The sequence below is a fragment of the Micromonospora sp. DT201 genome, from assembly GCF_049841575.1.
Classification (GTDB): Bacteria; Actinomycetota; Actinomycetes; order Mycobacteriales; family Micromonosporaceae; genus Micromonospora.
Window position 1 is genome coordinate 179,685 of record NZ_JBNCKP010000008.1, and the last position, 21,997, is coordinate 201,681.

General features: G+C 71.6%; 22 protein-coding genes and 2 pseudogenes. 9 read left to right on the forward strand and 15 right to left on the reverse strand.

From position 1 onward, the window contains the following. Positions 1 to 46 precede the first annotated feature (46 nt). Entirely contained in the window at positions 47 to 2,182 is a 2,136-nt protein-coding gene (gene ligA / locus ACLQ28_RS16405; RefSeq protein ID WP_425687122.1) for an NAD-dependent DNA ligase LigA, read from the reverse strand. A 583-nt stretch (positions 2,183 to 2,765) separates the two neighbouring features. Here ligA and ACLQ28_RS16410 point away from each other — a divergent pair. Further along, positions 2,766 to 3,311: a type II toxin-antitoxin system PemK/MazF family toxin gene (locus ACLQ28_RS16410; RefSeq protein ID WP_425687123.1), complete on the forward strand. Its 546-nt coding sequence runs from the start codon at positions 2,766 to 2,768 to the stop codon at positions 3,309 to 3,311. A gap of 23 nt (positions 3,312 to 3,334) precedes the next feature. Here ACLQ28_RS16410 and ACLQ28_RS16415 read toward each other — a convergent pair whose 3' ends face one another. The 5 genes from ACLQ28_RS16415 to ACLQ28_RS16435 all read right to left on the reverse strand — a co-directional run bounded on the left by ACLQ28_RS16415 (position 3,335) and on the right by ACLQ28_RS16435 (position 8,483). Next, on the reverse strand, positions 3,335 to 4,345 hold the full coding sequence (locus tag ACLQ28_RS16415) for an ADP-ribosylglycohydrolase family protein (RefSeq protein ID WP_425687124.1): 1,011 nt from the start codon (positions 4,343 to 4,345) through the stop codon (positions 3,335 to 3,337). Positions 4,346 to 4,375: 30 nt separating this feature from the next. Further along, entirely contained in the window at positions 4,376 to 4,741 is a 366-nt protein-coding gene (locus ACLQ28_RS16420) for a VOC family protein (RefSeq protein WP_425687125.1), read from the reverse strand. 36 nt (positions 4,742 to 4,777) lie between these two features. Beyond that, positions 4,778 to 5,782: a methionine synthase gene (locus ACLQ28_RS16425; RefSeq protein WP_425687126.1), complete on the reverse strand. Its 1,005-nt coding sequence runs from the start codon at positions 5,780 to 5,782 to the stop codon at positions 4,778 to 4,780. A 49-nt stretch (positions 5,783 to 5,831) separates the two neighbouring features. Next, entirely contained in the window at positions 5,832 to 6,905 is a 1,074-nt protein-coding gene (mnmA, locus tag ACLQ28_RS16430; RefSeq protein ID WP_425687127.1) for a tRNA 2-thiouridine(34) synthase MnmA, read from the reverse strand. 402 nt (positions 6,906 to 7,307) lie between these two features. After that, entirely contained in the window at positions 7,308 to 8,483 is a 1,176-nt protein-coding gene (locus tag ACLQ28_RS16435) for a cysteine desulfurase family protein (protein WP_425687128.1), read from the reverse strand. 170 nt (positions 8,484 to 8,653) lie between these two features. On the opposite strand from ACLQ28_RS16435, the pseudogene ACLQ28_RS16440 reads away from it, so the two are divergent. After that, positions 8,654 to 8,967, forward strand: a pseudogene (locus ACLQ28_RS16440) (anti-sigma factor); the annotation flags it as partial. 120 nt (positions 8,968 to 9,087) lie between these two features. Here the strand turns inward: ACLQ28_RS16440 and ACLQ28_RS16445 are convergent. The 4 genes from ACLQ28_RS16445 to ACLQ28_RS16460 all read right to left on the reverse strand — a co-directional run bounded on the left by ACLQ28_RS16445 (position 9,088) and on the right by ACLQ28_RS16460 (position 12,236). Next, positions 9,088 to 10,047 (reverse strand): electron transfer flavoprotein subunit alpha/FixB family protein, encoded by a 960-nt coding sequence (locus tag ACLQ28_RS16445; protein ID WP_425687129.1) that lies wholly within the window; start codon positions 10,045 to 10,047, stop codon positions 9,088 to 9,090. A 14-nt stretch (positions 10,048 to 10,061) separates the two neighbouring features. Next, complete coding sequence (locus tag ACLQ28_RS16450; RefSeq protein WP_425687130.1) at positions 10,062 to 10,841, reverse strand: electron transfer flavoprotein subunit beta/FixA family protein; 780 nt, start codon at positions 10,839 to 10,841, stop codon at positions 10,062 to 10,064. A gap of 187 nt (positions 10,842 to 11,028) precedes the next feature. Further along, positions 11,029 to 11,442, reverse strand: a complete 414-nt coding sequence (locus tag ACLQ28_RS16455; protein WP_425687131.1) for a hypothetical protein — start codon at positions 11,440 to 11,442, stop codon at positions 11,029 to 11,031. After that, entirely contained in the window at positions 11,439 to 12,236 is a 798-nt protein-coding gene (locus ACLQ28_RS16460; protein WP_425687132.1) for a GNAT family N-acetyltransferase, read from the reverse strand. The genes ACLQ28_RS16455 and ACLQ28_RS16460 overlap by 4 nt, the downstream gene beginning before the upstream one ends. 81 nt (positions 12,237 to 12,317) lie before the next feature. Here ACLQ28_RS16460 and ACLQ28_RS16465 point away from each other — a divergent pair, with 81 nt between their 5' ends. Genes ACLQ28_RS16465 through ACLQ28_RS16475 form a run of 3 tightly spaced genes read left to right on the forward strand, consistent with a single transcriptional unit; the run spans position 12,318 to position 13,414 of the window. Further along, entirely contained in the window at positions 12,318 to 12,671 is a 354-nt protein-coding gene (locus ACLQ28_RS16465) for a YidH family protein (protein WP_221310801.1), read from the forward strand. After that, positions 12,668 to 12,973, forward strand: coding sequence for a DUF202 domain-containing protein (locus tag ACLQ28_RS16470; protein ID WP_425687133.1), 306 nt, complete (start codon positions 12,668 to 12,670; stop codon positions 12,971 to 12,973). The genes ACLQ28_RS16465 and ACLQ28_RS16470 overlap by 4 nt, the downstream gene beginning before the upstream one ends. Before the next feature lie 27 nt (positions 12,974 to 13,000). After that, the gene (locus tag ACLQ28_RS16475) at positions 13,001 to 13,414 is read left to right on the forward strand and encodes a PLD nuclease N-terminal domain-containing protein (RefSeq protein WP_425687134.1); all 414 of its coding nucleotides are present in this window, start codon (positions 13,001 to 13,003) and stop codon (positions 13,412 to 13,414) included. Between the two features lie 61 nt (positions 13,415 to 13,475). Here the strand turns inward: ACLQ28_RS16475 and ACLQ28_RS16480 are convergent, their stop codons facing one another. The 4 genes from ACLQ28_RS16480 to ACLQ28_RS16495 form a co-directional block, all read right to left on the reverse strand. Next, positions 13,476 to 14,285, reverse strand: a complete 810-nt coding sequence (locus tag ACLQ28_RS16480; RefSeq protein WP_425687135.1) for an ABC transporter permease — start codon at positions 14,283 to 14,285, stop codon at positions 13,476 to 13,478. Next, positions 14,282 to 15,253: an ATP-binding cassette domain-containing protein gene (locus tag ACLQ28_RS16485; protein WP_425687136.1), complete on the reverse strand. Its 972-nt coding sequence runs from the start codon at positions 15,251 to 15,253 to the stop codon at positions 14,282 to 14,284. The genes ACLQ28_RS16480 and ACLQ28_RS16485 overlap by 4 nt, the downstream gene beginning before the upstream one ends. Before the next feature lie 168 nt (positions 15,254 to 15,421). Then, positions 15,422 to 17,044, reverse strand: coding sequence for an acetolactate synthase (locus tag ACLQ28_RS16490; RefSeq protein WP_425687137.1), 1,623 nt, complete (start codon positions 17,042 to 17,044; stop codon positions 15,422 to 15,424). 124 nt (positions 17,045 to 17,168) lie between these two features. Beyond that, the gene (locus tag ACLQ28_RS16495) at positions 17,169 to 17,942 is read right to left on the reverse strand and encodes an enoyl-CoA hydratase/isomerase family protein (protein WP_425687138.1); all 774 of its coding nucleotides are present in this window, start codon (positions 17,940 to 17,942) and stop codon (positions 17,169 to 17,171) included. Between the two features lie 98 nt (positions 17,943 to 18,040). Between ACLQ28_RS16495 and ACLQ28_RS16500 the strand changes: the two genes are divergently transcribed. From ACLQ28_RS16500 to ACLQ28_RS16515, 4 genes and pseudogenes are all read left to right on the forward strand, one after another. Continuing rightward, positions 18,041 to 18,520, forward strand: a complete 480-nt coding sequence (locus ACLQ28_RS16500) for a DUF6232 family protein (RefSeq protein WP_425687139.1) — start codon at positions 18,041 to 18,043, stop codon at positions 18,518 to 18,520. Between the two features lie 99 nt (positions 18,521 to 18,619). Further along, positions 18,620 to 19,102 carry a DUF6232 family protein gene (locus ACLQ28_RS16505; protein WP_425687140.1) on the forward strand — a complete coding sequence of 161 codons (483 nt, stop codon included), beginning with the start codon at positions 18,620 to 18,622 and terminating at the stop codon, positions 19,100 to 19,102. 58 nt (positions 19,103 to 19,160) lie between these two features. Next, complete coding sequence (locus ACLQ28_RS16510) at positions 19,161 to 19,889, forward strand: hypothetical protein (protein ID WP_425687141.1); 729 nt, start codon at positions 19,161 to 19,163, stop codon at positions 19,887 to 19,889. 126 nt (positions 19,890 to 20,015) lie between these two features. Beyond that, a pseudogene (locus ACLQ28_RS16515) lies at positions 20,016 to 20,819 on the forward strand (helix-turn-helix domain-containing protein); the annotation flags it as partial. Positions 20,820 to 21,087: 268 nt separating this feature from the next. Here ACLQ28_RS16515 and ACLQ28_RS16520 read toward each other — a convergent pair. Beyond that, on the reverse strand, positions 21,088 to 21,984 hold the full coding sequence (locus ACLQ28_RS16520; RefSeq protein WP_425687142.1) for a ribokinase: 897 nt from the start codon (positions 21,982 to 21,984) through the stop codon (positions 21,088 to 21,090). Between the last annotated feature and the right edge of the window lie 13 nt (positions 21,985 to 21,997).

Sequence of the window (21,997 nt, forward strand, 5' to 3'; positions counted from 1 at the left end):
TAAGTTGGTATACGCGGCCAGTCGCCGCGTCGAGCCTCCAGCGAGGTCAGCCGCCCAGCTGGGCGACCTCCCGCGCGGCGTCCGGACCCGCGTCCAGCAGCACCCGGAACCCGGCCTCGTCGAGCACCGGCACCTTGAGACTGGCCGCCTTGTCGGCCTTGGACCCGGGGTTGTCCCCCACGACCACGAAGCTCGTCTTCTTGGAGACCGACCCGCTGACCTTGCCACCCCGGGTCTGCACAGCCTCGGCGGCCTGGTCCCGTGAGAAACCGGCGAGCGTGCCGGTCACTACCACGGTCAACCCCTGCAACGGGCGCGGCCCTTCGTCGACTGAGTCCTCGGCCATCCGTACGCCCGCCTCGGCCCACTTGCGGACGACCTCGCGGTGCCAGTCCACCGCGAACCACTCCCGAAGGCTGGCCGCGATGGTCGGCCCGACCCCGTCGACCGAGGACAGCTCCTCCTCCGTTGCCGCGTCGATGGCGTCCACTGAGCGGAAGTGCAGGGCCAGCGCCCGGGCCGCGGTCGGACCGACGTGCCGGATGGAGAGCGCCACCAGTACCCGCCACAGCTCGCGCTCCCGGGCGACCGCGAGATTGTCCAGCAACTTGGTCGCGTTGCTGCCGAGGGTGCCGTCCTTGTTGACGAAGAACGGCGACCGGGACAGCTGCTCGGCGTCGAGCTGGAAGAGGTCACCCTCGTCCGTGATGATCTGCGCGTCCAGCAGTGCCCCCGCACCCTTGTAGCCGAGCACCTCGATGTCGAACGCGCCCCGGCCGGCGAGGTGGAACACCCGCTCCCGCAGCTGCGCCGGGCAGCTGTGTGTGTTGGGGCAGCGGATGTCGACGTCGCTCTCCTTGGCCGGGGCGAGCGGGGTGCCACAGGACGGGCAGGTGGTGGGCATCACGAACGGACGCGCGTCGGCGGGGCGCAGGTCGACCACCGGGCCGAGCACCTCGGGGATCACGTCACCCGCCTTGCGCAGCACCACCGTGTCGCCGATCAGCACGCCCTTGCGTTCCACCTCGCGGGCGTTGTGCAGGGTGGCCTGGGCGACCGTGGAGCCCGCAACGTGCACCGGCTCCAGCACCGCGAACGGGGTGACCCGGCCGGTGCGCCCGACACCGACCTCGATGTCGAGCAGCTTGGTGGTGACCTCCTCCGGCGGGTACTTGAAGGCGATCGCCCAGCGCGGGGCGCGGCTGGTCGACCCGAGCCGGCCCTGGATCGACACCGGGTCGATCTTGACCACCACGCCGTCGATCTCGTGCTCGACATCGTGCCGGTGCTCGGCGTAGTAGGCGATGTATTCCGCCACGCCGGCCAGATCCGGTACGACCCGCCACCGGTCGCTGGTCGGCAACCCCCAGGACCGCAGCGCCGCGTACGACTCGGACTGCGCGGTGGGCTGGAACCCGCGGCGAGCGCCGATGCCGTGCACGACCAGGCGCAGCGGCCGGGAGGCAGTCACCCGCGGATCCTTCTGCCGAAGGCTGCCCGCAGCGGCGTTGCGCGGGTTGGCGAACGGTGCCCTGCCCTGCTCCACCAGGCCGGCGTTGAGGTCGGCGAACCCGGCGATCGGGAAGTAGATCTCGCCCCGGACCTCCAGCAACTCCGGGATGTCCGGGAATTCGGCGGACGGCGCGAGCTGGCTGGGCACGTCGCGGATGCTGCGCACGTTGGCGGTGACGTCCTCGCCCGTGCGGCCGTCGCCCCGGGTGGCCGCCCGAACCAGCCGGCCACGCTCGTAGGTCAGGTTGATCGCCAGCCCGTCGACCTTCAACTCGCACAGGTAGGGCACCGGGCCGCCCGCGTCCCGCTCGACCCGCTCGGCCCAGGCCGCCAACTCCTCGTCGGCGAAGGCGTTGTCGAGTGAGAGCATCCGCTCGGCATGGGTGACCGGGGTGAAGTCGGTGGAGAACGTGCCGCCCACCCGCTGCGTCGGGGAATCGGGCGTACGCAACGCCGGGAACTCCGCCTCCAACTCCTCCAACTCGCGCAACTGCCGGTCGAACTCGGCGTCGGCGATGGTCGGCGCGTCCAGCACGTAGTAGCGGTATTGGTGCTCGGTCAGCTCCTGGCTGAGCACGGCGTGCCGCTCCCGGGCCTGCGGCGTCGGCTCAGCCCCGGCCACCGCCTCCTGCTCCGGGCTGACCTGCTGACCGATCTGCTCCTCGGACACACCGCCACCTTCGGACACGCCTGCGACCTCCCTGATCACGCTACTCGGGCACGGTATCGGGCCGGGGTGACAATCCGTCGCCCGCCCGTGCCCGGAGCGACGTCCCTTACCGCGTTCCACTGATCACTTGATGATCTGCGGGACAACAGCGTTGCGTTAGGGCGCGGGTCGGCGTGGCAACCCGAGATGACCTCGTCTCAGCGCCCGGCCAGGCGCCGATCGTGGCGCGCGGTGCAGCCCTCGATGCCCGACGAGGGGGAAGCACCACCCCCGCCTCACCACCTTTGCTCTGCTTCAACGGAGGCAACACTTCTGCCGCGTAAGTGTTGCCTCCGTTGAAGCAGAGCAAAGGGAAACCCAAGCACCCTGCCACCCCTGCCACCCTTGCCACCCCGCCACCCCGCCACCCTGCCACCCCGCCACCCCGCCACCCCGCCAGCGGTGATCACCCTGCCCTCACCCCGCGCTGGCGTCCTTCCGAGGGTGCGGCGGCTGCGGGTGTGGTTGGCGGGCGGCGTGGGTGGTGGCGTGCGAGGATCGCCGGACCATGTGGCTCTCGTGCCGCACTTACGCGGAGGTGACAATGCCCGAGACGCTGCTCTGGGCGGGGGCGATCCTGCTGGCGGTGGCTGCCGGCTGGGCGTGGAACAGCTGGCGGCAGCGGGAGGCCACCCGGCGTCCGGGCACTCGGCCGGATCGGGGTGCCACGGCCCGCACCGGTGGTCGTCGTCCCGCGCCGCCTCGGCCACGTGGCGCCGACCGGCCGGCCGCCAAGCCCCGCTCAGGCGACACCGACCGGAAGGCGGGCACGCCGGCGCCGGGCGAGATCTGGTGGGCTGACGTTCCGTACGCCGAGGGCAGCGGGTCGAAGGTCCGGCCGTGTCTGGTTCTGCGCGCGGATTCCCAGGGCGCGGATGTCCTGAAGATCACCAGCCAGGACAAGAGTGACCGGGACGACCACGTACGGATCCCCACCCGGGACTGGGATCCCGACGCCGAGCACGACAGCTACCTCAGCCTGACCGAGCCGATCCGCATCAGCTCGGCCGCCTTCGCCGACCACGCCGGCCGCTGCGACGCCGACCTGTGGCGGAAGGTCCGCAGCCTGCGCCATTTGCCCACCAGCTGACCCACCCTCGTGGGACGACCCCATCAGTCCCAGGCGGCACCGAGGGTAGCGAGCTGGTCGGCGTACTCGATGCGGTTGGCCCATCCGGGCGGCCAGGCGGTCATCCCGACGGCCGCGCCGACGAACGCGCCGGCCAGGGCTGCGATCGAGTCGGAGTCGCCGGCGGTGGTCGCGCCCCGGGCCAGTGCCGCGACCGGGTCGTCGGCATGCCGCACGGCGCAGAGCAGCGCGGTGGCCAGGGCCTCCTCGGCCACCCAACCCTCCCCGGTGGCCCGACACGGGTCACCACCGTCGTCCGGCTGCCCCAGGGCGTTCGTCAGTCGGCCCAGCACCACCAGGCACTCGTCCCAGCCCCGGGCGATGAACTCCTCCGGCGTGCCGACCCCGGGGCGCTGCCAAAGATCGCCCAGCCACTGCTCCCGGTAGACCAGGCGCTGGGACCGCGCCCGCTCGGTGAGGATCGCGGGAAGCTCAGGCAACGTGGCACCCGCGCGCAGCGCGAAGACCGCGTACGCGGTCAGCTCGCTGGCGGCCAACCCGGTCGGGTGCCCATGGGTCAACCCGGCCTGCAACTGGGCCAACCCCGCCATCGTGTCCAGGTCAACGTTGAGCAAGCCGACCGGGGTGACCCGCATGTTGGCCCCGCACCCCTTCGACCCGGCCACGGTCGCCTCCTGCCAGCGCAGCCCACGGCTCAACTCCGCGCAGGCACGCAGGCACGTCATCCCCGGGGCGCGGTTGTTGTCTGGGCTGACCGCCCAGGCCAGGAAACGCTCCCGCAACAGCGGCTCCACCACCTCCGGCGTGAGCGTCGGCGCCTCGTGCAGCGCCCAACCCACCGCCAGTGCCATCTGCGTGTCGTCGGTGACCAGCGCCGGCTCGCCGGAAAGCTCACGCGGACCGGTCGGGCCGTACCGGCGCTGGATCTCGGCGACGGTGAGGAACTCGGTCGGCTTGCCCAGCGCGTCACCGTAGGCGAGGCCGAAGAGCGAGCCGGAGGCGCGCAGCGCCGAGGTTGGTTTCACGGCGGCCATGATGCCCGGCCGCCGCAACCCACGCCAGGCTCAGTCCCAGCAGAGGCAGAACGGGTGGCCGGCCGGATCCGCGTAGACCCGGAAACCCTCGCCCTCACCGGGCAGCCGCTGCGCACCAAGCGCCAGGGCCGCCTTCTCGGCGGCCTCGATGTCGTCCACCGTCACATCCAGGTGGAACTGCTGGGGGCGTTCCGGATCTGGCCAGGCTGGCGGCCGCAGGTTGAGCGCCTGTTGGAAGGCGAGGCGCGGTTGGTGCCCGGGCGGGCCGCCCAGCACCACCCAGTCGTCGTCGGACTCACCCTCGGCCAGGGGCACGCCGAGCAGTTCGGCGTAGAACGCCGCCAACGCCTGCGGATCCGGGCAATCGATCACCACTGAACGTAGCTGTCCAATCATGACCGTCATTCTGCCCACCGGGTACGACAGGAAACCTCAGTCTTCGGCGAACCGCCGGCCGGCGTCCCGACACGCGGCGAGTACCGCCCGGGCGTACTGCCCGTCGGCACCGGCGAGGCCGCAGGCCGGGGTGATCACCACCTGCTCGGCGAGCTGCCGACGAGGAAAGCCGAGGCGGTCCCAGATCTGGCGTACCCGATCGGCGATCTGCGCGGAGGTCGGCGCGCCACCGGCCGACGGCGGTCGGGTCGGTGCGGCGCCGGCCAGCAGCCCGAGACCAGCGTCGATCGCCTCACCCAGCGGGTCCAGCTTGGTGACCAGGTCCAGGTCGAGGGCGACCCCGACAGCGCCGGTCGAGCGAATCAGCTCCAGCGGCACGTCCGGGGCGCAGCAGTGCACCACCGTCGGCACCCCGACCGCCTCGACGACCGTGCGCAGCAGCGCGGCCGCGTCCACCGACTCGACCGCCCGGTACGCGCCCAACCCGCTCTCGGTCGGCACCCGCCCCGCCAGCACGGTCGGCAGTGACGGCTCATCCAACTGGAGCAGCACCGACGCCCGGGGCAGCCGCCGGGCCACCGCCGCGACGTGCGCGCGCAGCCCTTCGGCGAGGGAACCGGTCAGATCGCGCACCGCACCGGGATCACGCAACAGGCGGCCACCGATCGGCAACTCCAGGGAAGCGGCCAGCGTGAGCGGGCCAGCGGCCTGCACCTTGATCGGCCCGGCGTACTCCTCGGCCTGCTCGGCGAGTTGGTCCAGGTCGCGTTCCATGAGGTCACGGGCCCGGCGCAGGTCGCGGCCCGGGCGCGGGGCGACCCGCCACCGCCCGGCGTACACCTCGACGGGCAGCTCGACCAGCAGCCCGGCACCGCGGCCGATCAGGTCGGCGCCGGGACCCCGGGCCGGCAACTCGGGCAGGTGGGGCAGGTCGGGAAGCTCACCAAGGACCACCCGCTGGGCCTCGGCGATGTCGGTGCCGGGCAGCGAACCAATTCCGGTTGCCGCGCCGGCCGGCCAGGGCCACGCCTGATCTGTCACGGCCGAAGGCTATCCCGACGTACGCGCAGGCAGTGCGCCGACCGCGCGGTCAGCCGGTGATGGTCGCCGAACCGAGGACCACGTCGCCGGCCGGGTCCGGCCGGTACGCCACGACGGCCTGACCGGCGGCAACGCCGCGTACCGGCCGACGCAGCTCGGCGTGCAGCATGTCACCGTCGAGGGCGACCGTCGCCGGCACCACAGCACCGTGTGCGCGCAGCTGCACCTCGCACTCGACAGGTGCGTCCGGACGGGCACCACTGGTCCAGACCGGACGAACGGCGCGCACCTCGGACACCTCCAGCGCCTCGGCGGGGCCAACGGTCACCGTGTTGGTCTTCGGGGTGATGGAGAGCACGTAGCGCGGCCGTCCGTCCGCGGCAGGCCGGTCCAGGTGCAGCCCACGACGCTGCCCCACGGTGTACGCGTACGCGCCGCTGTGACTGCCGACCACCGCGCCGGTGCTCGCGTCCACCACGTCGCCGGGCGCCTCGCCGAGCCGGCCGGCCAGGAAGCCGCGGGTGTCACCGTCGGCGATGAAGCAGATGTCGTGCGAGTCCGGCTTGTCGGCCACAGCCAGGCCACGCTCGGCGGCCTCCGCGCGAACCTGCACCTTGGTCGAGTCGCCCAGCGGGAACATCGAACGGTCCAACTGCTCGCGGGTGAGCACGGCCAACACGTACGACTGGTCCTTGGCCACGTCGACACTGCGCCGCAGCAGCCCGTCCGGGCCCAACCGGGCGTGGTGCCCGGTCACCACCGCGTCGAAGCCCAGGGCAACCGCCCGGTCCAGCACCGCCGTGAACTTGATCTTCTCGTTGCAGCGCAGGCAGGGATTCGGCGTACGGCCGGCGGCGTACTCGGCGACGAAGTCGTCCACCACGTCCTCGTGGAAACGGTCAGCCATGTCCCACACATAGAACGGGATGCCGATCACGTCGGCGGCCCGTCGTGCGTCCCGGGAGTCCTCCAGGGTGCAGCAACCACGCGCCCCGGTCCGGTAGGTCTGTGGATTGCGAGCCAGCGCCAGGTGCACACCGGTCACGTCGTGCCCGGCCGCTACTGCCCGCGCCGCCGCCACGGCCGAGTCAACCCCGCCCGACATCGCCGCCAGAACCCTCACCAGCTCACTCCCATCCCCGCGCGCTCGTCCCCCACGCAACCCTATCCACCCAGCCCACCCCACCCCCAAACCCGCCACCCACCCCCGCCACCCCCGCCACCGGCGCTCCCCCCGCCACCCCGCTGACCGCCTCGCCCGCCGCCCGCCGCCCGCCGCCCGTCGCCCGTGGAGTTGTGGTGCCCGAGAGAGACGGAAGGCACCTTTTGTAACCCACCACAACTCCATGATCGACACAGCAGCGGGTCGGGCCGTGAACATCAAGCCCCTCCGCGCCCCCGGCCGCGCGATCTTGCGTTTTCTGTCCCGGCAAAGGCCGCAAAAGCCACGAACAGCAAACCGAAAGTGCAAGATCGCGCGGAGAGGGGGGCGCGGACGCGCGGGAAGGAGGGGTCGGGCGGGCTGTTAGCGGGGGGTGCGGAGGGCGGCTGCTCGGCGGGCTCGGTCCACTGCTGCGGGGAGGGCCGCTATCAATGCGTCGATGTCGGCCTGGGTGCTTGTGTGGCCGAGGGAGAAGCGCAGCGAGGATCGGGCGCGGTCGTCGTCGGCGCCCATTGCCAGCAGCACGTGCGACGGTTGGGCGACCCCCGCGGAGCAGGCCGACCCCGTCGAGCAGGCGATGCCTTGGGCGTCGAGCAGGAGCAGCAGGGCGTCGCCCTCGCAGCCGGGGAAGGAGAAGTGCGCGTTGCCGGGCAGTCGGTCGACCGGGTCACCGTTGTAGATCACTTCGGGCACCGCCTGCCGTACCCGCTCGATCAGGTCGTCGCGGAGCGCGGCCACCCGGGTCGCGTACTCCTGTTGGCCCTTCACTGCCGTTTCGACGGCGACCGCGAAGGCGACGATGCCGGCGGTGTCGAGGGTGCCGGAACGGACGTCGCGTTCCTGGCCGCCGCCGTGCAGCAGGGGTGTGGCCGCCACGTCCCGGGCGAGCAGCAACGCGCCCACCCCGGTCGGGCCGCCCAGTTTGTGCCCGGTGACGGTCAGCGCGGCGACCCCGCTGGCACCGAAGTCGACGGGCACCTGGCCGACGGCCTGGATGGCGTCGGTGTGGAACGGCACGCCGTGTTCGGCCGCGACGGCGGCCAGTTCGGCGACCGGCTGGAGGGTGCCCACCTCGTTGTTCGCCCACATCGCGGTGACCATGGCCACCTGGTCGGCGTGTGCGGACAGTTCGGCGCGCAGGTCCTCCGGGTTGAGCCGGCCGGCGGCGTCGACTGGCAGCCAGCCGACTTCGCCGCCCTCGTGCTCGACGAGCCAGTCGACCGCGTCCAGCACCGCGTGGTGCTCGACGGCGCTGGAGATCACCCGACGGCGGCCGGGGACAGTTGCCCGTCTGGCCCAGAAGATGCCCTTGACGGCAAGGTTGTCGCTCTCCGTGCCACCACCGGTGAAGATCACTTCCGATGGTCGGGCACCGAGCACCGCGGCTACTCGTTCGCGGGACTCTTCGACGCGGCGGCGGGCACGCCGACCCGACGCGTGCAGGGAGGACGCGTTGCCGACCTCGCGGGCGGTAGCGACGTACGCCTCCAGTGCCTCGTCGAGCATTGGAGTCGTCGCCGCGTGATCCAGGTAAGCCATCACCACTCAGCCTACGGCTGACACTGGGGGGACCGAATGCCGGAGGGGACTCCGCGCAACGGCCGGGGTGGGTTTCCCCACCCCGGCATGACGTCGGTGGCCCCCGGTCAGGCGGGCACCGCGGTGACGACGACGTTGTCGCGGTACTTGCGGGCCTTGGCGTCGAACGCGCGCCGTTGGCGGCGTACGGATCGACGCCGCCGGACGCCCAGGGGATGCGCGGGTCCTGCAAAATCACCAATTACATCTGCATGTGGCGAATCTCCCGCGCGTCCCGGGGTACTACGAGGTCTGGCTCATCAATCCGACGACGGTGAAGATGCTCTCGGTCGGCACTCTGGGTGGCGGCCCGGATGCGCTACTGCCTCTGCCCCCGAACGTCGATCTCAAGAGCTACTCGGTGGTCGACGTTTCCGCCGAGCAGTACGACAACAAGCCAGTTCATTCCGGCGACAGCCTCCTGAGGGGCACCCTGACGGGCTGATCGGCGGGCCGGTTCAGCTCCCCGGCCCGCCGATCAGCTCCCACGAAGAAGAGTGGCCGCCCATCGGTTTGGGCGGCCACTCTTTTCGTTCGTTCGTGCGGTGCCGGGGCGCCGGCAGGGTCACTTGCGCTTGCGGATCTCCTCAGCGGCCTGCGGGACGATCTTGAAGAGGTCGCCCACCACGCCGAAGTCGGCCAGCTCGAAGATCGGTGCCTCGCCGTCCTTGTTGACCGCGACGATGGTCTTCGAGGTCTGCATGCCGGCCCGGTGCTGGATGGCACCGGAGATGCCGAGCGCGACGTAGAGCTGCGGGGAGACCGTCTTGCCGGTCTGGCCCACCTGGAACTGGTGCGGGTAGAAGCCGGAGTCGACGGCTGCGCGGGACGCGCCGACGGCGCCGCCGAGCAGGTCGGCCAGCTCCTCGACCAGCTTGAAGTTGTCGGCGTTGCCGACACCGCGACCGCCGGAGACAACCACGCCGGCCTCGGTCAGCTCGGGGCGGGAGCCCTTCTGCTCGGCGACCCGCTCGACGACCTTGGCCAGCTTGTCGGTGTCGGTGACCGACACGGTGAGCTGCTCGATCGACGGGGTGGCCGCCGCCGGGGCGGGGGTGACCGAGTTGGGCCGGACGGTGACCAGCGGCAGGCCCTTGGTGACCTTGGACTTGACGATGGTGGAGCCGGCGAACGCGATCTGGGTCGCGGTGCCGTCGGCGTCGAGGCCGACCACGTCGGTCAGGATGCCGTTGTCCAGCTTGACGGCGAGCCGGGCGGCGATCTCCTTGCCCTCCTGAGCCGAGGCCAGCAGCACAGCGGCCGGCTGCACCCGCTTGACCAGCTCAGCCAACACGGTGGCCTTGGGGGCCACCAGGTAGCCGTCGATCTCGTCACCCTCGGCGGCGTAGATCTTCTCCGCGCCGTACTCGCCCAGCTTGCCGCTCAGTGCCTCTGCGGCACCAGCGCCGCCGAGCACCACCGCGCTCGGGGTGCCCAGCTCGCGGGCGAGGGTGAGCATTTCCAGGGTGACCTTCTTGACGCCGAATTCCTTGGTGGCTTCGACGACGACGAGAACCTCAGACATGTCCAGACCCGCTCTCACACGAACTTTTCGGTGGCGAGGAACTCGACCAGCTTGACGCCGCCCTCGCCCTCATCGGTGATCTTGGCACCGCTGGAGCGCGGCGGGCGCTTGGTGTGTTCGACGACGGTGCTGGTGGCACCGTCGAAGCCCACCTCGGCGGGCGCGACGCCGAGGTCGGCCAGCGAGAGCGTCTGCACCGGCTTCTTCTTGGCGGCCATGATGCCCTTGAAGGAGGGGTAGCGCGGCTCGTTGATGGTGTCCCACACGGAGACCACGGCCGGGGTGGAGGCGGTGATGACCTCGTAGCCCTCCTCGGTCTGCCGCTCGACGGTCAGCGTGGCACCGTCGACGGTGAGCTTGCGGGCACCGGTGAGCGCCGCGACGCCCAGCCGCTCGGCGAGCATGTGCGGCAGGACCTGAACGCGGCCGTCGGTGGACTCGGCACCGCAGATCACCAGGTCAGCGCCGAGCTGACCGAGGGCGGCGGCGAGCACCTTCGAGGTGGCGACGGCGCAGGAACCGTGCAGGGCGTCGTCCAGCACGTGGACGGCCTTGTCCGGGCCCATGGAGAGCGCCTTGCGGATCGACTCGGTCGCCCGGTCCGGACCCATGGTCAGGATGGTGACCTCGCCGCCGTGCGCCTCCTTGATCTTCAGCGCCTCCTCGATGGCGTACTCGTCCATCTCGTTGATCACGTTGTTCGCCGAACCGCGGTCGACGGTGTTGTCGTCATTGCGCAGGTTGCGGTCCGCGCCCGAATCAGGCACCTGCTTGACGAGTACGACGATATTCATCGCGCTTCGACGACCCTCCTGTGTGGTGATGCGATTCGCTCGCCCGGTATGGGGCGCAGCGTCGCGCGTCGGTCGACGCCAGGTCAACCGCGGGCTGTTGTGCGGTTTCCCACGGCGCAATGTTACCTGCCGGTAGCTTGTCCTCCCGGGGCCCTCGGAGTGACACAGCTCACCGACGGGCGGCCGGTCAGGCCGGCTCGGCCAACGCGCCCCGGATCAGGTCGATGGCCGCCGCCTCGGCAGGCGCAACCCCGTCGTGCGCACGGGCCACCCGATCCGCTGCGGTCAACACCACCGAGCGGTACGCCTCGACGTCCTGCGGTGCCTTCTCGCGCAGGATGCGCACCGACTGCCGCAGCGCGGGCAGCACCACCGACTCGATCTCCAGCTGCGAGTCCCGGGGAAGCCGGGGCAGCGGGCCGCTGGTCAGCGCCTCCTTGACCGTGCCGCTGGCGTCGGCGAGCGCGGCGGACGCGGCGATGCTCTCCCGGATCACACCCAACACCCCGGGGTCGGCGTTGGAGACCAGGAAGACTGCACCGAAGGCTCCGGTCTTGAGGGTCAGCCGCTCCTCGTCCGTCAACCGCTGCTCCATGATCACGGAGTGTAGACGTACGGGGTGGTGGTGGTGACCGCGACGAGGCCGAGCCGCTGCAGGATCGGTCGGCTGTCCTCGGAACAGTCGACCTGCAACAGCGTCCGGCCGCGCTGCTCGGCCAGCCGCGCCCGGTAGGCGACCAGCGCCCGGTAGACGCCCCGGCGACGCCACTGCGGCAGGGTCGAGCCGCCCCAGAGGGTGGCGAAGCCGGTGTTCGCCGGGAAGCGGACCCAGCCGGCGCTCACCACCGTTTCGTCCGCCTCGGCCACCACCACGGTGATCGAGTGCGGGTCGGCGTCGATCTCCTTGGCCAACCCCCGGACGAGATGCGAGCGATCCTCCTGCCAGACCTCCTCCTCCATGGCGGCGATCCGCTCCAGGTCGGCCCGGGAGGTCACCTCACGTAGACGTACCCCCTCGGGGATGACCGGCAGCGCGGCGGCCAGCGGCGCGACCGGCCCGACCACGACGGTCTCCCGGTCCTCCGGTACGAAGCCGGCGGCGCGCAGGCGGTCCGCCAGGTCCGCCGGGTCGTCGTGCCCGTTGAGTTTCCACTCGACCGACTGGCCGCGCTCGCGGAACAACTCCACCTGCCGGGCGATCAACTCGTCGAGCGCGTCGCCGGTGAGTCCGCCCAGGTCGCGGTAGGTGAGGAAGCCTCCGGCGTCGAGCCCGATGATCCGGACCAACGGCCCGTCCCGCTCGACCGTCACCCCGGCCGGGACCGGGTCGGGGATCTCCGGGCGGAGTTGGTTGTCGTAGGCGGCACGCAGCGTCAGCACGTCGAGATCAGTCACCGAGTCAGGCTAAGCGGGAGGGGAAGCGGATATTCTCCCAGCGTGTGGGCGGCGATCAGGCGATGGTTCGACCCGGCGGAGATGCGCTCGGTCGGTGAACCGCCGGACTACCGGTTCTCGCTCGCCAACGAACGCACCTTCCTGGCCTGGCTACGCACCGGGCTGGCGCTGGTCGGCGGTGGGTTGGCTGCCGCGCAGTTCCTGCCGCCCCTGCCGATGAGCCACCTACGGGAGGTGATCGCGGTCGCGCTGCTGCTGCTCGGCGGCGCCGTCGCGATCCGCGCGGTGGACCACTGGGCGCGTACCGAACGAGCCATCCGGCTGGGTCAGGAGCTGCCCGCGTCCCGGTTTCCCGCCATCCTCGCTCTCGCCGTCGGCGCCGGGGCGGTGCTGCTGGTGGTCGCGGTCCTGGTCCGGGCGATCGGTGGGCGGTGAGCACCGCACGCGACCCGGGGCTGCAACCGGAGCGGACCCGGCTGGCCTGGCGGCGCACCCTGCTCACGCTGACCGTGGTGGCCGCGCTCGCCGTCCGGCTGGCGTCGACAGGCGGCCCGGCCGGGGCGCTGATCGCCGGCGTCATCGTGCTGGTGTGGGGTGCCCTGCTGGTGCTCTGTTGGCCTCGTGGCACCGGCACCGGGCCGGCCCGCACCGGCGGCCGGACACTGCCCCTGGTCGCGTTGGGCACCGTAGGGCTCGCGCTACTGGGAGTGCTGGCGGTGATTCGCGGACTGTGGTGACGGGACTCGATGCGCCATGATGGGTGCATGGCCCGGCTGTACGTCCTCCTCTTCCTGGTGCAGATTGTCCTCGCCGTCTGCGCCCTGATCAGTTGCCTCTCCGCCGAGGAGGGCCAGATCCGCGCCCTGCCCCGGATCGCCTGGGTGCTGATCATCCTGTTCTTTCCGCTGGTCGGCTCGATCGCCTGGTTCGTCGCCGGCCGGGAGCCCGCCCCCGGCGCCCGCAAGGGCTGGCCGGGCGGCACCGGCACTGCCCAGCGGCAGCACCCCCGGCCGGTCGCCCCCGACGACGACCCGGAGTTCCTCCGCTCGATGCAGGACCGCGCCAAGCAGGAGGACCAGGAGCTGTTCCAACGCTGGGAGGACGACCTGCGCCGCCGCGAGGACGACCTGCGCCGCGACGGTGAGCCGCCGCGCGAGGGTGACCGGCCGGAGGTGTGAGCACCGGCGTACGCGGGCGGCCGGGGAACGCGTCTGGATCAGGTGGCGGAGTTGTTGCGGGTCACACTCGACGCCTGAGCGCGCGCACCGCCAACGGCGCGAAGATCACCGCGATGCCGAAGCCCCAGAGCAGCGTTTGGAGCACCGGACCAGCCACCGGGCCACTGACCAGGAGCCCGCGCAGCGCGTCGGCCACCACGGTCACCGGGTTGACCTCCACCCAGCTCTGCAACCAGCCCGGCATCCGGTCGGTGGGTACGAAGATGTTGCTGGTGAAGGTCAGCGGGAAGATCACCATGAAGCCGAAGATCTGCACCTTGTCCGGCTCGCTCACCAGCACGCCGACCAGCACCGAGATCCAGGACGCGGCGAGCGTGAACGCCAGCAGCAGCGCGAACGCCCCGACCACTCCGAGTAGCCCGTTGCCGACCCGGAAACCCAGAATCGACCCGACGCCCAGCAGCAGCGCGATCGACCAGGCCTGCTTGACGGTGTCGGCGAGGATCCGGCCAGCCAGTGGCGCCCATCGGGCGATGGGCAGCGCCCGGAGACGGTCGAACACGCCCTTGGTGAGGTCGTTGTTCAGCCCGAAGCCGGTCGTCATGGTGGCGAAGAGCGCGTTCTGCACCATGATGCCGGGCAGCATGAAGGTGAGGTATTCGCCCGATGATCCGGCGATGGCGGTGCCGAAGACATAGGTGAACAGCAGCACGAACATCACCGGCTGGATGCTCAGGTCGAGCAACTCCATCGGGTTGTGCTTGATCTGCACCAGGCTGCGCCAGGCAAGCGTGAAGGTGTGCCGCAGCCCGGCAGCCGGGCTGAGCCGGCGGGCCGGTTCCAGCGAAGCGGGGAGGGTGGCGGCGGTCATGCCAGCGTCCTTTCCAGATCGGTGTCGGCCGGGGAGTCCTCGGCCCGGTGGCCGGTGAGCGAGAGGAAGACCTCGTCCAGGCTGGCGCCGCGCAGCGCCAGCTCGGCGACCGGGATCTCTGCGGCGTCGAGACGGCGGACCACCGCGGGCAGTACGCCCGCCTCGTTCACGGCGACGATGACGGCACTCTGGGCCACCTCGGGGGTCAGACCGGTCACCTCGCCGACGATTGCAGTCACGGTGACCAGGTCGGTGATGTCGGCTGGCCGCACGGTGAGGGTCTGTCCGCCGGTCTTGGCCTTCAGCTCCTCCGGCGTGCCCTGGGCGATCACGCGGCCATGGTCGACCACGGCGATCTGCCCGGCAAGCTGGTCGGCCTCCTCCAGATATTGCGTGGTGAGCAGCACCGTCACACCATCGGCGACCAGGGTGCGGACGATGTCCCAGAGGTCGTTGCGGCTGCGCGGGTCCAAGCCCGTGGTCGGCTCGTCGAGAAAGAGCACCTGCGGGCGACCGACCAGGCTGGCGGCGAGGTCAAGCCGGCGGCGCATACCGCCGGAGAAGGTCTTGGCGGCCCGGTCGGCGGCATCGCTGAGCTGGAAGTCGGCGAGCAGTTGGCGGGCGCGCTGTTTGGCGTCTGCCCTGCTCAACCCGAGCAGCCGGCCGATCAGCAGCAGGTTCTCCGCGCCGGTCAGGGTCTCGTCGACCGAGGCGTACTGGCCGGTCAGGCCAATGAGCTGGCGCACCCGGTGCGAGTCGCGCACCACGTCGAAGCCGCCCACCGTGGCGTGTCCCTCGTCGGCGAGCAGCAGGGTGGCGAGCACCCGCACCGCGGTGGTCTTGCCGGCGCCGTTCGGCCCAAGCAGACCGAAGACGGTTCCGGTCGGAACCGCCAGATCAACTCCGGCGAGGGCGGTGGTGGCGCCGAAACGCCGCACCAGGCCCTCGGCGCGGATCGCGTAGTCCATCGCATCTCCTGCCTTCTTCAGTGGTGACACCACCATGGGCGACAGGGCTGACATCCCGCCGATCCCGGGCTGACGGTACGGCGGTCGGCGCTGATATTCCGCTGATTTACCTGCAGAAACACGCAACCGCCGCCGCCCACTGGGGGCGACGGCGGCGGCGGGTGCGACTCAGGCCAGGTTCGACGAGCGGGGGTACGCGTCGGTCGGGTCGGTGAGCACGTTGACCAGGTACGGCACTCCGGCGTCGAACGCCCGCTGCAGGGCCGGGCCCAGATCGGCCGCCTTGGCGACCGTCTCCCCTGCCCCGCCGAGCGCGCTGACCACCGTGTCGTAGCGCAGCTCCGGCTGCAGGTCGGCGGCCACGTCGTAGCCGTACATGGCCTGCATCGGGTGCTTCTCCAGCCCCCAGATGCCGTTGTTGCCGACGACGATCACCACCGGCAGCTTCTGACGGACCAGCGACTCGACGTCCATCAGCGAGAAGCCGGCGGCACCGTCGCCCATCAGCACGCAGATCTGCCGGTCCGGGTGACTGACCCGGGCACCCATGGCGTAACCCATGCCGGTGCCCAGGCAGCCGTACGGGCCTGGGTCCAGCCAGGTGCCGGGCTGTGCCGGCTCCAGGTAACGCCCGGCGTACGACACGAAGTCGCCACCGTCACCGATGGTGATCGCGTCGCGGGCCAGCACCCGACGCAGTTCGCCGTAGATCCGGGCCGGGCGGATCGGATCGGTCTCGGCGGCCATCTCGGCGGCGTCCCGGGCCTTCGCCGCGTCCTCGGCGACCCGCAGGTCGGCGATCCAGTCGGTGTGGTCGGCCCGGTCACCGGAGTGGTCGGCCAGCGCGGAGAGGATCAGACGCAGGTCGCCGGCGGGGGCGGCGGCCGGCTGCACGTGCGTCGCCCGCTGGGTGGGCGCGTCGACGATGTGCACCACCTTGGCGTCGCCGAAGTCACCGAAGCTGAGCCGGAAGTCCAGCGGGGTGCCGACCACCACGACCACGTCGGCGCCGGAGAGCGCGGCCCGGCGGGCCTTGGCGAACGCGAGCGGGTGCTCCGGTGGGAGCGACCCGCGGCCCATGCCGTTGGCGAAGACCGGCACCTGCAACGCCTCGGCCGCCTCGCGCAGTGCGGCGACCGCGTCGCCTGCGTACACGTCGGAGCCGGCGATGATGACCGGCCGTTGTGCCGCGGCGATGAGCATCGCGGCGCGGCCGACCTCCTCCGGGTCCGGCACGACCGGGTCGACGCCCGTCACGGCGGGCAGCTCGACCTCGGCGACCGAGAAGACCGTCTCGAGCGGGAAGTCGAGGAAGGCCGGGCCGCGGTGCGGGGTGAGCGCGGCGGTGAGCGCGGCACCCACCGCGCGCGGAATGTCGTCGGTGCTGAACACCGTCTCGGCGTGCTTGGTGATCGGGGAGACCAGCGGCAGGTGGTCCATCTCCTGGAGGCTGCCGGAGCCCCAGCGGAACGCGGGCGCGCGACCCCCGAGCACCAGGACCGGGGAGGCGTTGAAGAACGCGCTGGTCATGCCGGAGATGCCGTTGGTGACACCCGGGCCAGCGGTGAGCACGGCGAGGCCGGGGCGGCGCTGCAGCTTGGCCACGGCCTCGGCGGCGAAGACCGCGGACTGCTCGTGCCTGACGTCGTAGATCGGGAAGTCGGTCTTGTACGCGGCGTCGTAGAGCGGAAAGACGTGCCCGCCGGAGAGCGTGAACATTTCCCGTACGCCGTGCGCGCGTAGTGCCGCGAGCGCCAACTCGCCGCCGTGACCCTCGATCCGCTCCGTCATGTCGCTCCCAATCGTCCGTGGCCGGGATCACAGGTTACCGGCCAGTCACTTGACCGTCCGACCGTGGTCCCGGCCGATGGAAGCCGCCGAGGTCAGGGGTAATTGGGGCGTAGGACCCGGCGGGTCAGCGGCCGGTGAAGTCCGGCTTGCGCTTCTCGACGAACGCCGTCATGCCCTCACGCCGGTCGTCCGTGGCGAACAGCGCCGCGAAGAGCTGACTCTCCCAGGCCAGGCCCGAGTTCAGGTCCATGTCCAGGCCGCCGTCGACCGCCAGCTTCGCCGCGCGCAGCGCCTGCACCGGCCCGGTCAGGTACGGAGTGATCAGCGCGACGGCCGTGTCGTACACCTCGGCGGCCGGGGCGACGCGGTCGGCCAGGCCGATCCGCAGCGCCTCCTGCGCGTCGACCATCCGCCCGGACATGATCAGGTCTTTGGCACGGGCCGGGCCGACCAGGCGGGCCAGGCGCTGGGTGCCGCCCGCGCCGGGGATGATGCCCAGCTTGATCTCCGGCTGGCCGAGCTTGGCGTCCTCGGCGACCACGCGCCAGTCGCAGGCCAACGCCAACTCGCAGCCGCCGCCGAGGGCGTACCCGGTGATCGCGGCGACCACCGGCTTGGGGATTCGGGCGATCGCGCCGAGCGCGCTGGACAGGTTCGCGGCACGATCGGCCATATCCACGTAGGACATCTCGGCCATCTGCTTGATGTCGGCGCCGGCGGCGAAGACCTTCTCCCCGCCGTACACGATGACGGCGCGGACCTCGGGGTCGGCGGTGGCCGCAGCGGCGGCGGCGCGCAACTCCTCCTGCACCTGGGTGTTGAGCGCGTTCATCGGCGGCCGCTCCAGCCGGATCGTGCCGATGCCGTCCTTGGTCTCCAGCCGAACGAACTCGCCCACGCTGCCCTCACTTCCTCGTCGAAGTCGCGTGCCAACCTTACGACCCGACTCGTTTGGGTAAGTAGTGTGGTGTCAGCCCCTCGGGCGGGAGTCCAGCCATGATCACTTATTTCGACGACAAGTCGGTGCAGGTCACCTCCACCACCTTCCGAGTCGACGGCCGCAGCTACGCGCTGACCGACATCACCATGATCTGGCACCGCCGTGGCACCCGTTCCTGGCGCGTGCTCGTGGGCCGGGGCGCGATCGGTGCCGCACTCGCCGGGCCGCTGATCGCGGCGGTCCTCGGCATCGGCGTGGCCGTCTGGCTGCACCGCTCGCCCACCGTGACGATCGCGATCGTCGGCGCGTCGGTGCTGGTCGGGTTGGCCGTCGGGCCGGTCGCCGACTTCCTCTTCGAACACCTGGACCGCTCGTACGCCCGGGGCAGCCGCCAACTGGAGATCTGGGCCCGTTGGCGCGGCCAGCCGGTGCGGTTGCTGCGCACCGGCGACGCGCTGCGCTTCGGTCAGATCTACCGGGCGGTGCAACGCGCGGTCGAGCACAGCCAACCGGCCCGACCCGGCACCCGGCGGTGACCGTCGGTCACCTCCGTCAGGGCGGATGTGGGGCAGCCAAAGCGGATGGCGAGCGTCCTTCGCTGCGCCCGCAGCCCCTGCCGGTGGTTAGGCTTAGTGATGACCCTCTATTACCGGGACGACGCGGTGCAGGTGACCTCCGAGTCGATCCGGGCGGGCGGTCGCGTGATCGCCCTGTCCGACGTGACGTTCGTCTGGCACGCGCGGGGGCAGAAAACCCTCGCCGTCCGCGGCCGGGTGCTGGGTCGCGGCGTCCTGGTGCTGCTGCTCTCGCTGCCGCCGCTGGTCGCCGTGGTCTGCGTGCTGTCACTGGCGTGGTCAGCTCAGGACCGGGGCAACTGGCAACTGGCGCTGATCATTCTGGCCGCCTGCGCGGTGGGGGCGTTGGTGCTGGTGCCGTTCCTGGAGATCCCCCTCGGCTGGCTGGACCGCTCCTACGAGCGTGGCAGCCACGTGCACGAGCTGTGGGTGCAGCACCACGGCCGGGAGGACCTGCTGGTGCGCACCCCCGACGCGCTACGGTTCGGGCAGATCTACCGGGCCGTGCAGCGCGCCGTCGAACAGCACGGTGACAATCGATGAGCATCACCGCCGCGTCGCCGTCGAGCGGTTGTGGTGCGGCCGACGCACACTTGATCCCATGGCGATTCCCCTCCCCACCCCGGCCGCCGTGGTCGGCCTGACCCGCTTCGCTCTCGACCAAGCGCTCGGCACGGCCGCCTCGATGGCCGCCGTGCCCGCCCGCGCGTTCGCGGTGCTGGACGGGGTTGAGGCGCTGCTGGCCCGGATCAACGGCGTGGTCGACCGGATCGAGACGACCCTGGACCGGACCGACCAGGTGCTCACCGACGCCGAGACGGCCGTCCGCGAGGTGGCGGTCATCAGCGCCGCCGCGACCACCGCCATCGACACGGCCACCGAGGTGGCCACCGCCGCCGCCGTGGTGGTCGCCGAGGCCGACCGGGTCTCCCGGGTGGCGGGCACGGTGGTCGCCGAGGCCGACGGGGTGGCCGGCCGGGCCGCCGCCACCGTGGGCACCGCCGCGGAGGCCGCCGCCACGGCGGCCGAGCTGCTCGCGGCGTACGAGCCGGCGCTGCGCCGTGCCGCGCCGATGGCCGGGAAGTTCGTCGAGGAGTTGAGCCACGAGGAGATCAGCGCGGCGATCCACCTGATCGACGAGCTGCCCAAGCTCAAGGAGCACCTGACGGCCGACATCCTGCCGATCCTGGCCACACTGGACCGCGTCGGGCCCGACCTGCACGACCTGCTCGACGTGACCCGCGACCTCAAACTCGCCGTGGCCGGCATCCCCGGGCTGGGCATGCTGCGCCGGCGCGGCGAGAAGCTCAGCGACGAGCCCGCCGGCTGAACCCTCGCCCGCCTGCGCGGTGGCTCAGCAGTCGCAGGTGATCGTCGTGGCGGGCGCGGTGAGGTCGTTGACCGGTCGCCGGGTCAGCCCGGCCTCCGTCACCACCGGCAGCCCCTCCCGCGCCCAAGCCTGCACACCCCGTACGGCCTGGCCGAGCTGGCGGCGGCGCGGACGGTGATCGTGCCCGGCGTATCGGACGTGACCGCTGACCCGTCGCCCGAGCTGATCAACGCGCTCCGCCAGGCGCACCGGCGCGGTGCCCGGATCATGTCGATCTGCTCGGGCGCGTTCGCGCTGGCCGGAGCGGGCCTGCTGGACGGTCGGCGGGCCACGACCCACTGGCGGTACGCGGAGCTGCTGGCGCGGCGCTACCCGCGGGTCGAGGTGGACCCGGACGTGCTCTACCTCGACGACGGTGACCTGCTCACCAGTGCCGGCAGCGCCGCCGGGCTGGACCTCTGCGTGCACGTGATCCGGCGCGACCATGGCGCGGCAATCGCCAACGCGGTCGCCCGGCGCTTGGTGATCCCGCCGCACCGCGACGGCGGGCAGGCGCAGTTCGTCGAGGCGCCGGTGCCCGCCGACCCGGACGACGACCGGATCGCGGGCAGCATCGACTGGGCGCTCGCCCATCTCGCCGAGTCGCTGAGCGTGGCCCAACTCGCCGGGCGGGCGCACATGTCATCCCGCACCTACCTGCGGCACTTCGCCCGGGCCACCGGGACCAGCCCGATCCGTTGGCTCATCGACCAGCGGATCCGCGCCAGCCTGACCCTGCTGGAGGAGACCGACGCACCGGTCGAGCAGGTCGCCCGCACGGTGGGCTTCGACACGCCGGTGACCTATCGGCACCACTTCGGCCGGGTCATGCTGACCTCACCGTCGGCGTATCGCCGGGCCTTCCGCACGGGGGCCAGTCAGCGGACGTAGCGCGGACGCGCTCAGGCCGGCCTGGACGAGAAATTCCCAACCCTGGCTGGGGCGGTGAGCGCAGCCGGCGGCCGGCGGTGACTGTCGGTCACCTCAGTGGGGGCAGATGCGGCAGTGAGTGGTATGCCTGTGAGTCATATTTATGACTCACAGGCATACCACTCAACAGCACATCGGCAGGGCGGGCAGCCAAAGCGGAGGGCCAGCGCCCTTCGCCGCGACGCAGCCCCGTCTTGAGTTGGGACTTACCCGTCAAGCGCGGGTGTCGTCAGGCCGGCGCGTACAGCTCGTCGATCTCGGCGCGTCGGGGTAGCGCCACCGAGGCGCCGAGCTTGCGTACGCAGGCAGCGCCGGCCGCCGACGCCCAGCGCACCGCGTCGACCAGGTCACGCCCCTCGCCCCAGCCAACGGCCAGCGCCGCGGTGAACGCGTCGCCTGCGGCGGTGGAGTCGACCACGTCGACCCGTACTGCTGGAACGTGCACTTCGGTGCCGTCCCGGTCGACGTACCAGGCACCCTCGCCGCCGAGAGTGAGCACGGCCCGGGGGGTCAGTTCGAGCAGCGCACGGGGCTCCTCCCGGCCTCGGCCGGCGAGCGCCTGCGCCTCGCCCTCGTTGACGACCAGCACGTCCACGGCGGCGAGCAGCTCGGGCGGGAGGTCCCGGGCCGGGGCGGCGTTCAGGATGACCCGGGTGCCGGCCGCGCGGGCAGCCACCGCGGCGGCTGTCACGGTCTGCACGGGGATCTCCAGCTGGGCGACCAGGACGTCCGCCGCGCGCACCGTGGCCAGCTCCTCCTCGGTGAGGCTGACCAGCGCGTCGTTGGCACCGGGAGTCACCATGATGGCGTTCTCACCCTGGGCGTTGACCATCACCAGTGCGACCCCGGAGGTGCCGTAGACCACGCGCAGTTGGCTGGTGTCCACCCCGGCTGCGGTGATGCGGGCCTTCAGGGTGACGCCGAAGGCGTCCGAGCCGATCGCGCCGAGGAAGGCGCAGGAGGCGCCGGCCCGAACCGCGGCGACGGCCTGATTGGCACCCTTACCGCCGGGCAGCATCACGAAGTCGGTGCCGAGCATGGTCTCGCCCACCCGCGGCAGCGCAGGTGCCATCGCGACCAGGTCCATGTTGGCGCTTCCCACCACGGCAACCCGGGTCTGCGGCACTGTCGTCTCCGCC

Excerpts from the sequence above, each read along its gene's own strand:
- ACLQ28_RS16415 (WP_425687124.1), bottom strand. The coding sequence starts at position 4,345 with ATGGCCGCCGTGAAACCAACCTCGGCGCTGCGCGCCTCCGGCTCGCTC.
- ACLQ28_RS16485 (WP_425687136.1), bottom strand. The coding sequence starts at position 15,253 with ATGGACTACGCGATCCGCGCCGAGGGCCTGGTGCGGCGTTTCGGCGCC.
- ACLQ28_RS16505 (WP_425687140.1), top strand. The coding sequence starts at position 18,620 with ATGACCCTCTATTACCGGGACGACGCGGTGCAGGTGACCTCCGAGTCG.
- ACLQ28_RS16475 (WP_425687134.1), top strand. The coding sequence starts at position 13,001 with ATGGCCCGGCTGTACGTCCTCCTCTTCCTGGTGCAGATTGTCCTCGCC.
- ACLQ28_RS16410 (WP_425687123.1), top strand. The coding sequence starts at position 2,766 with ATGCCCGAGACGCTGCTCTGGGCGGGGGCGATCCTGCTGGCGGTGGCT.
- ACLQ28_RS16465 (WP_221310801.1), top strand. The coding sequence starts at position 12,318 with ATGCGCTCGGTCGGTGAACCGCCGGACTACCGGTTCTCGCTCGCCAAC.
- ACLQ28_RS16435 (WP_425687128.1), bottom strand. The coding sequence starts at position 8,483 with ATGGCTTACCTGGATCACGCGGCGACGACTCCAATGCTCGACGAGGCA.
- ACLQ28_RS16500 (WP_425687139.1), top strand. The coding sequence starts at position 18,041 with ATGATCACTTATTTCGACGACAAGTCGGTGCAGGTCACCTCCACCACC.
- ACLQ28_RS16445 (WP_425687129.1), bottom strand. The coding sequence starts at position 10,047 with ATGTCTGAGGTTCTCGTCGTCGTCGAAGCCACCAAGGAATTCGGCGTC.
- ACLQ28_RS16420 (WP_425687125.1), bottom strand. The coding sequence starts at position 4,741 with ATGATTGGACAGCTACGTTCAGTGGTGATCGATTGCCCGGATCCGCAG.
- ACLQ28_RS16510 (WP_425687141.1), top strand. The coding sequence starts at position 19,161 with ATGGCGATTCCCCTCCCCACCCCGGCCGCCGTGGTCGGCCTGACCCGC.
- ACLQ28_RS16490 (WP_425687137.1), bottom strand. The coding sequence starts at position 17,044 with ATGACGGAGCGGATCGAGGGTCACGGCGGCGAGTTGGCGCTCGCGGCA.
- ACLQ28_RS16450 (WP_425687130.1), bottom strand. The coding sequence starts at position 10,841 with ATGAATATCGTCGTACTCGTCAAGCAGGTGCCTGATTCGGGCGCGGAC.
- ACLQ28_RS16480 (WP_425687135.1), bottom strand. The coding sequence starts at position 14,285 with ATGACCGCCGCCACCCTCCCCGCTTCGCTGGAACCGGCCCGCCGGCTC.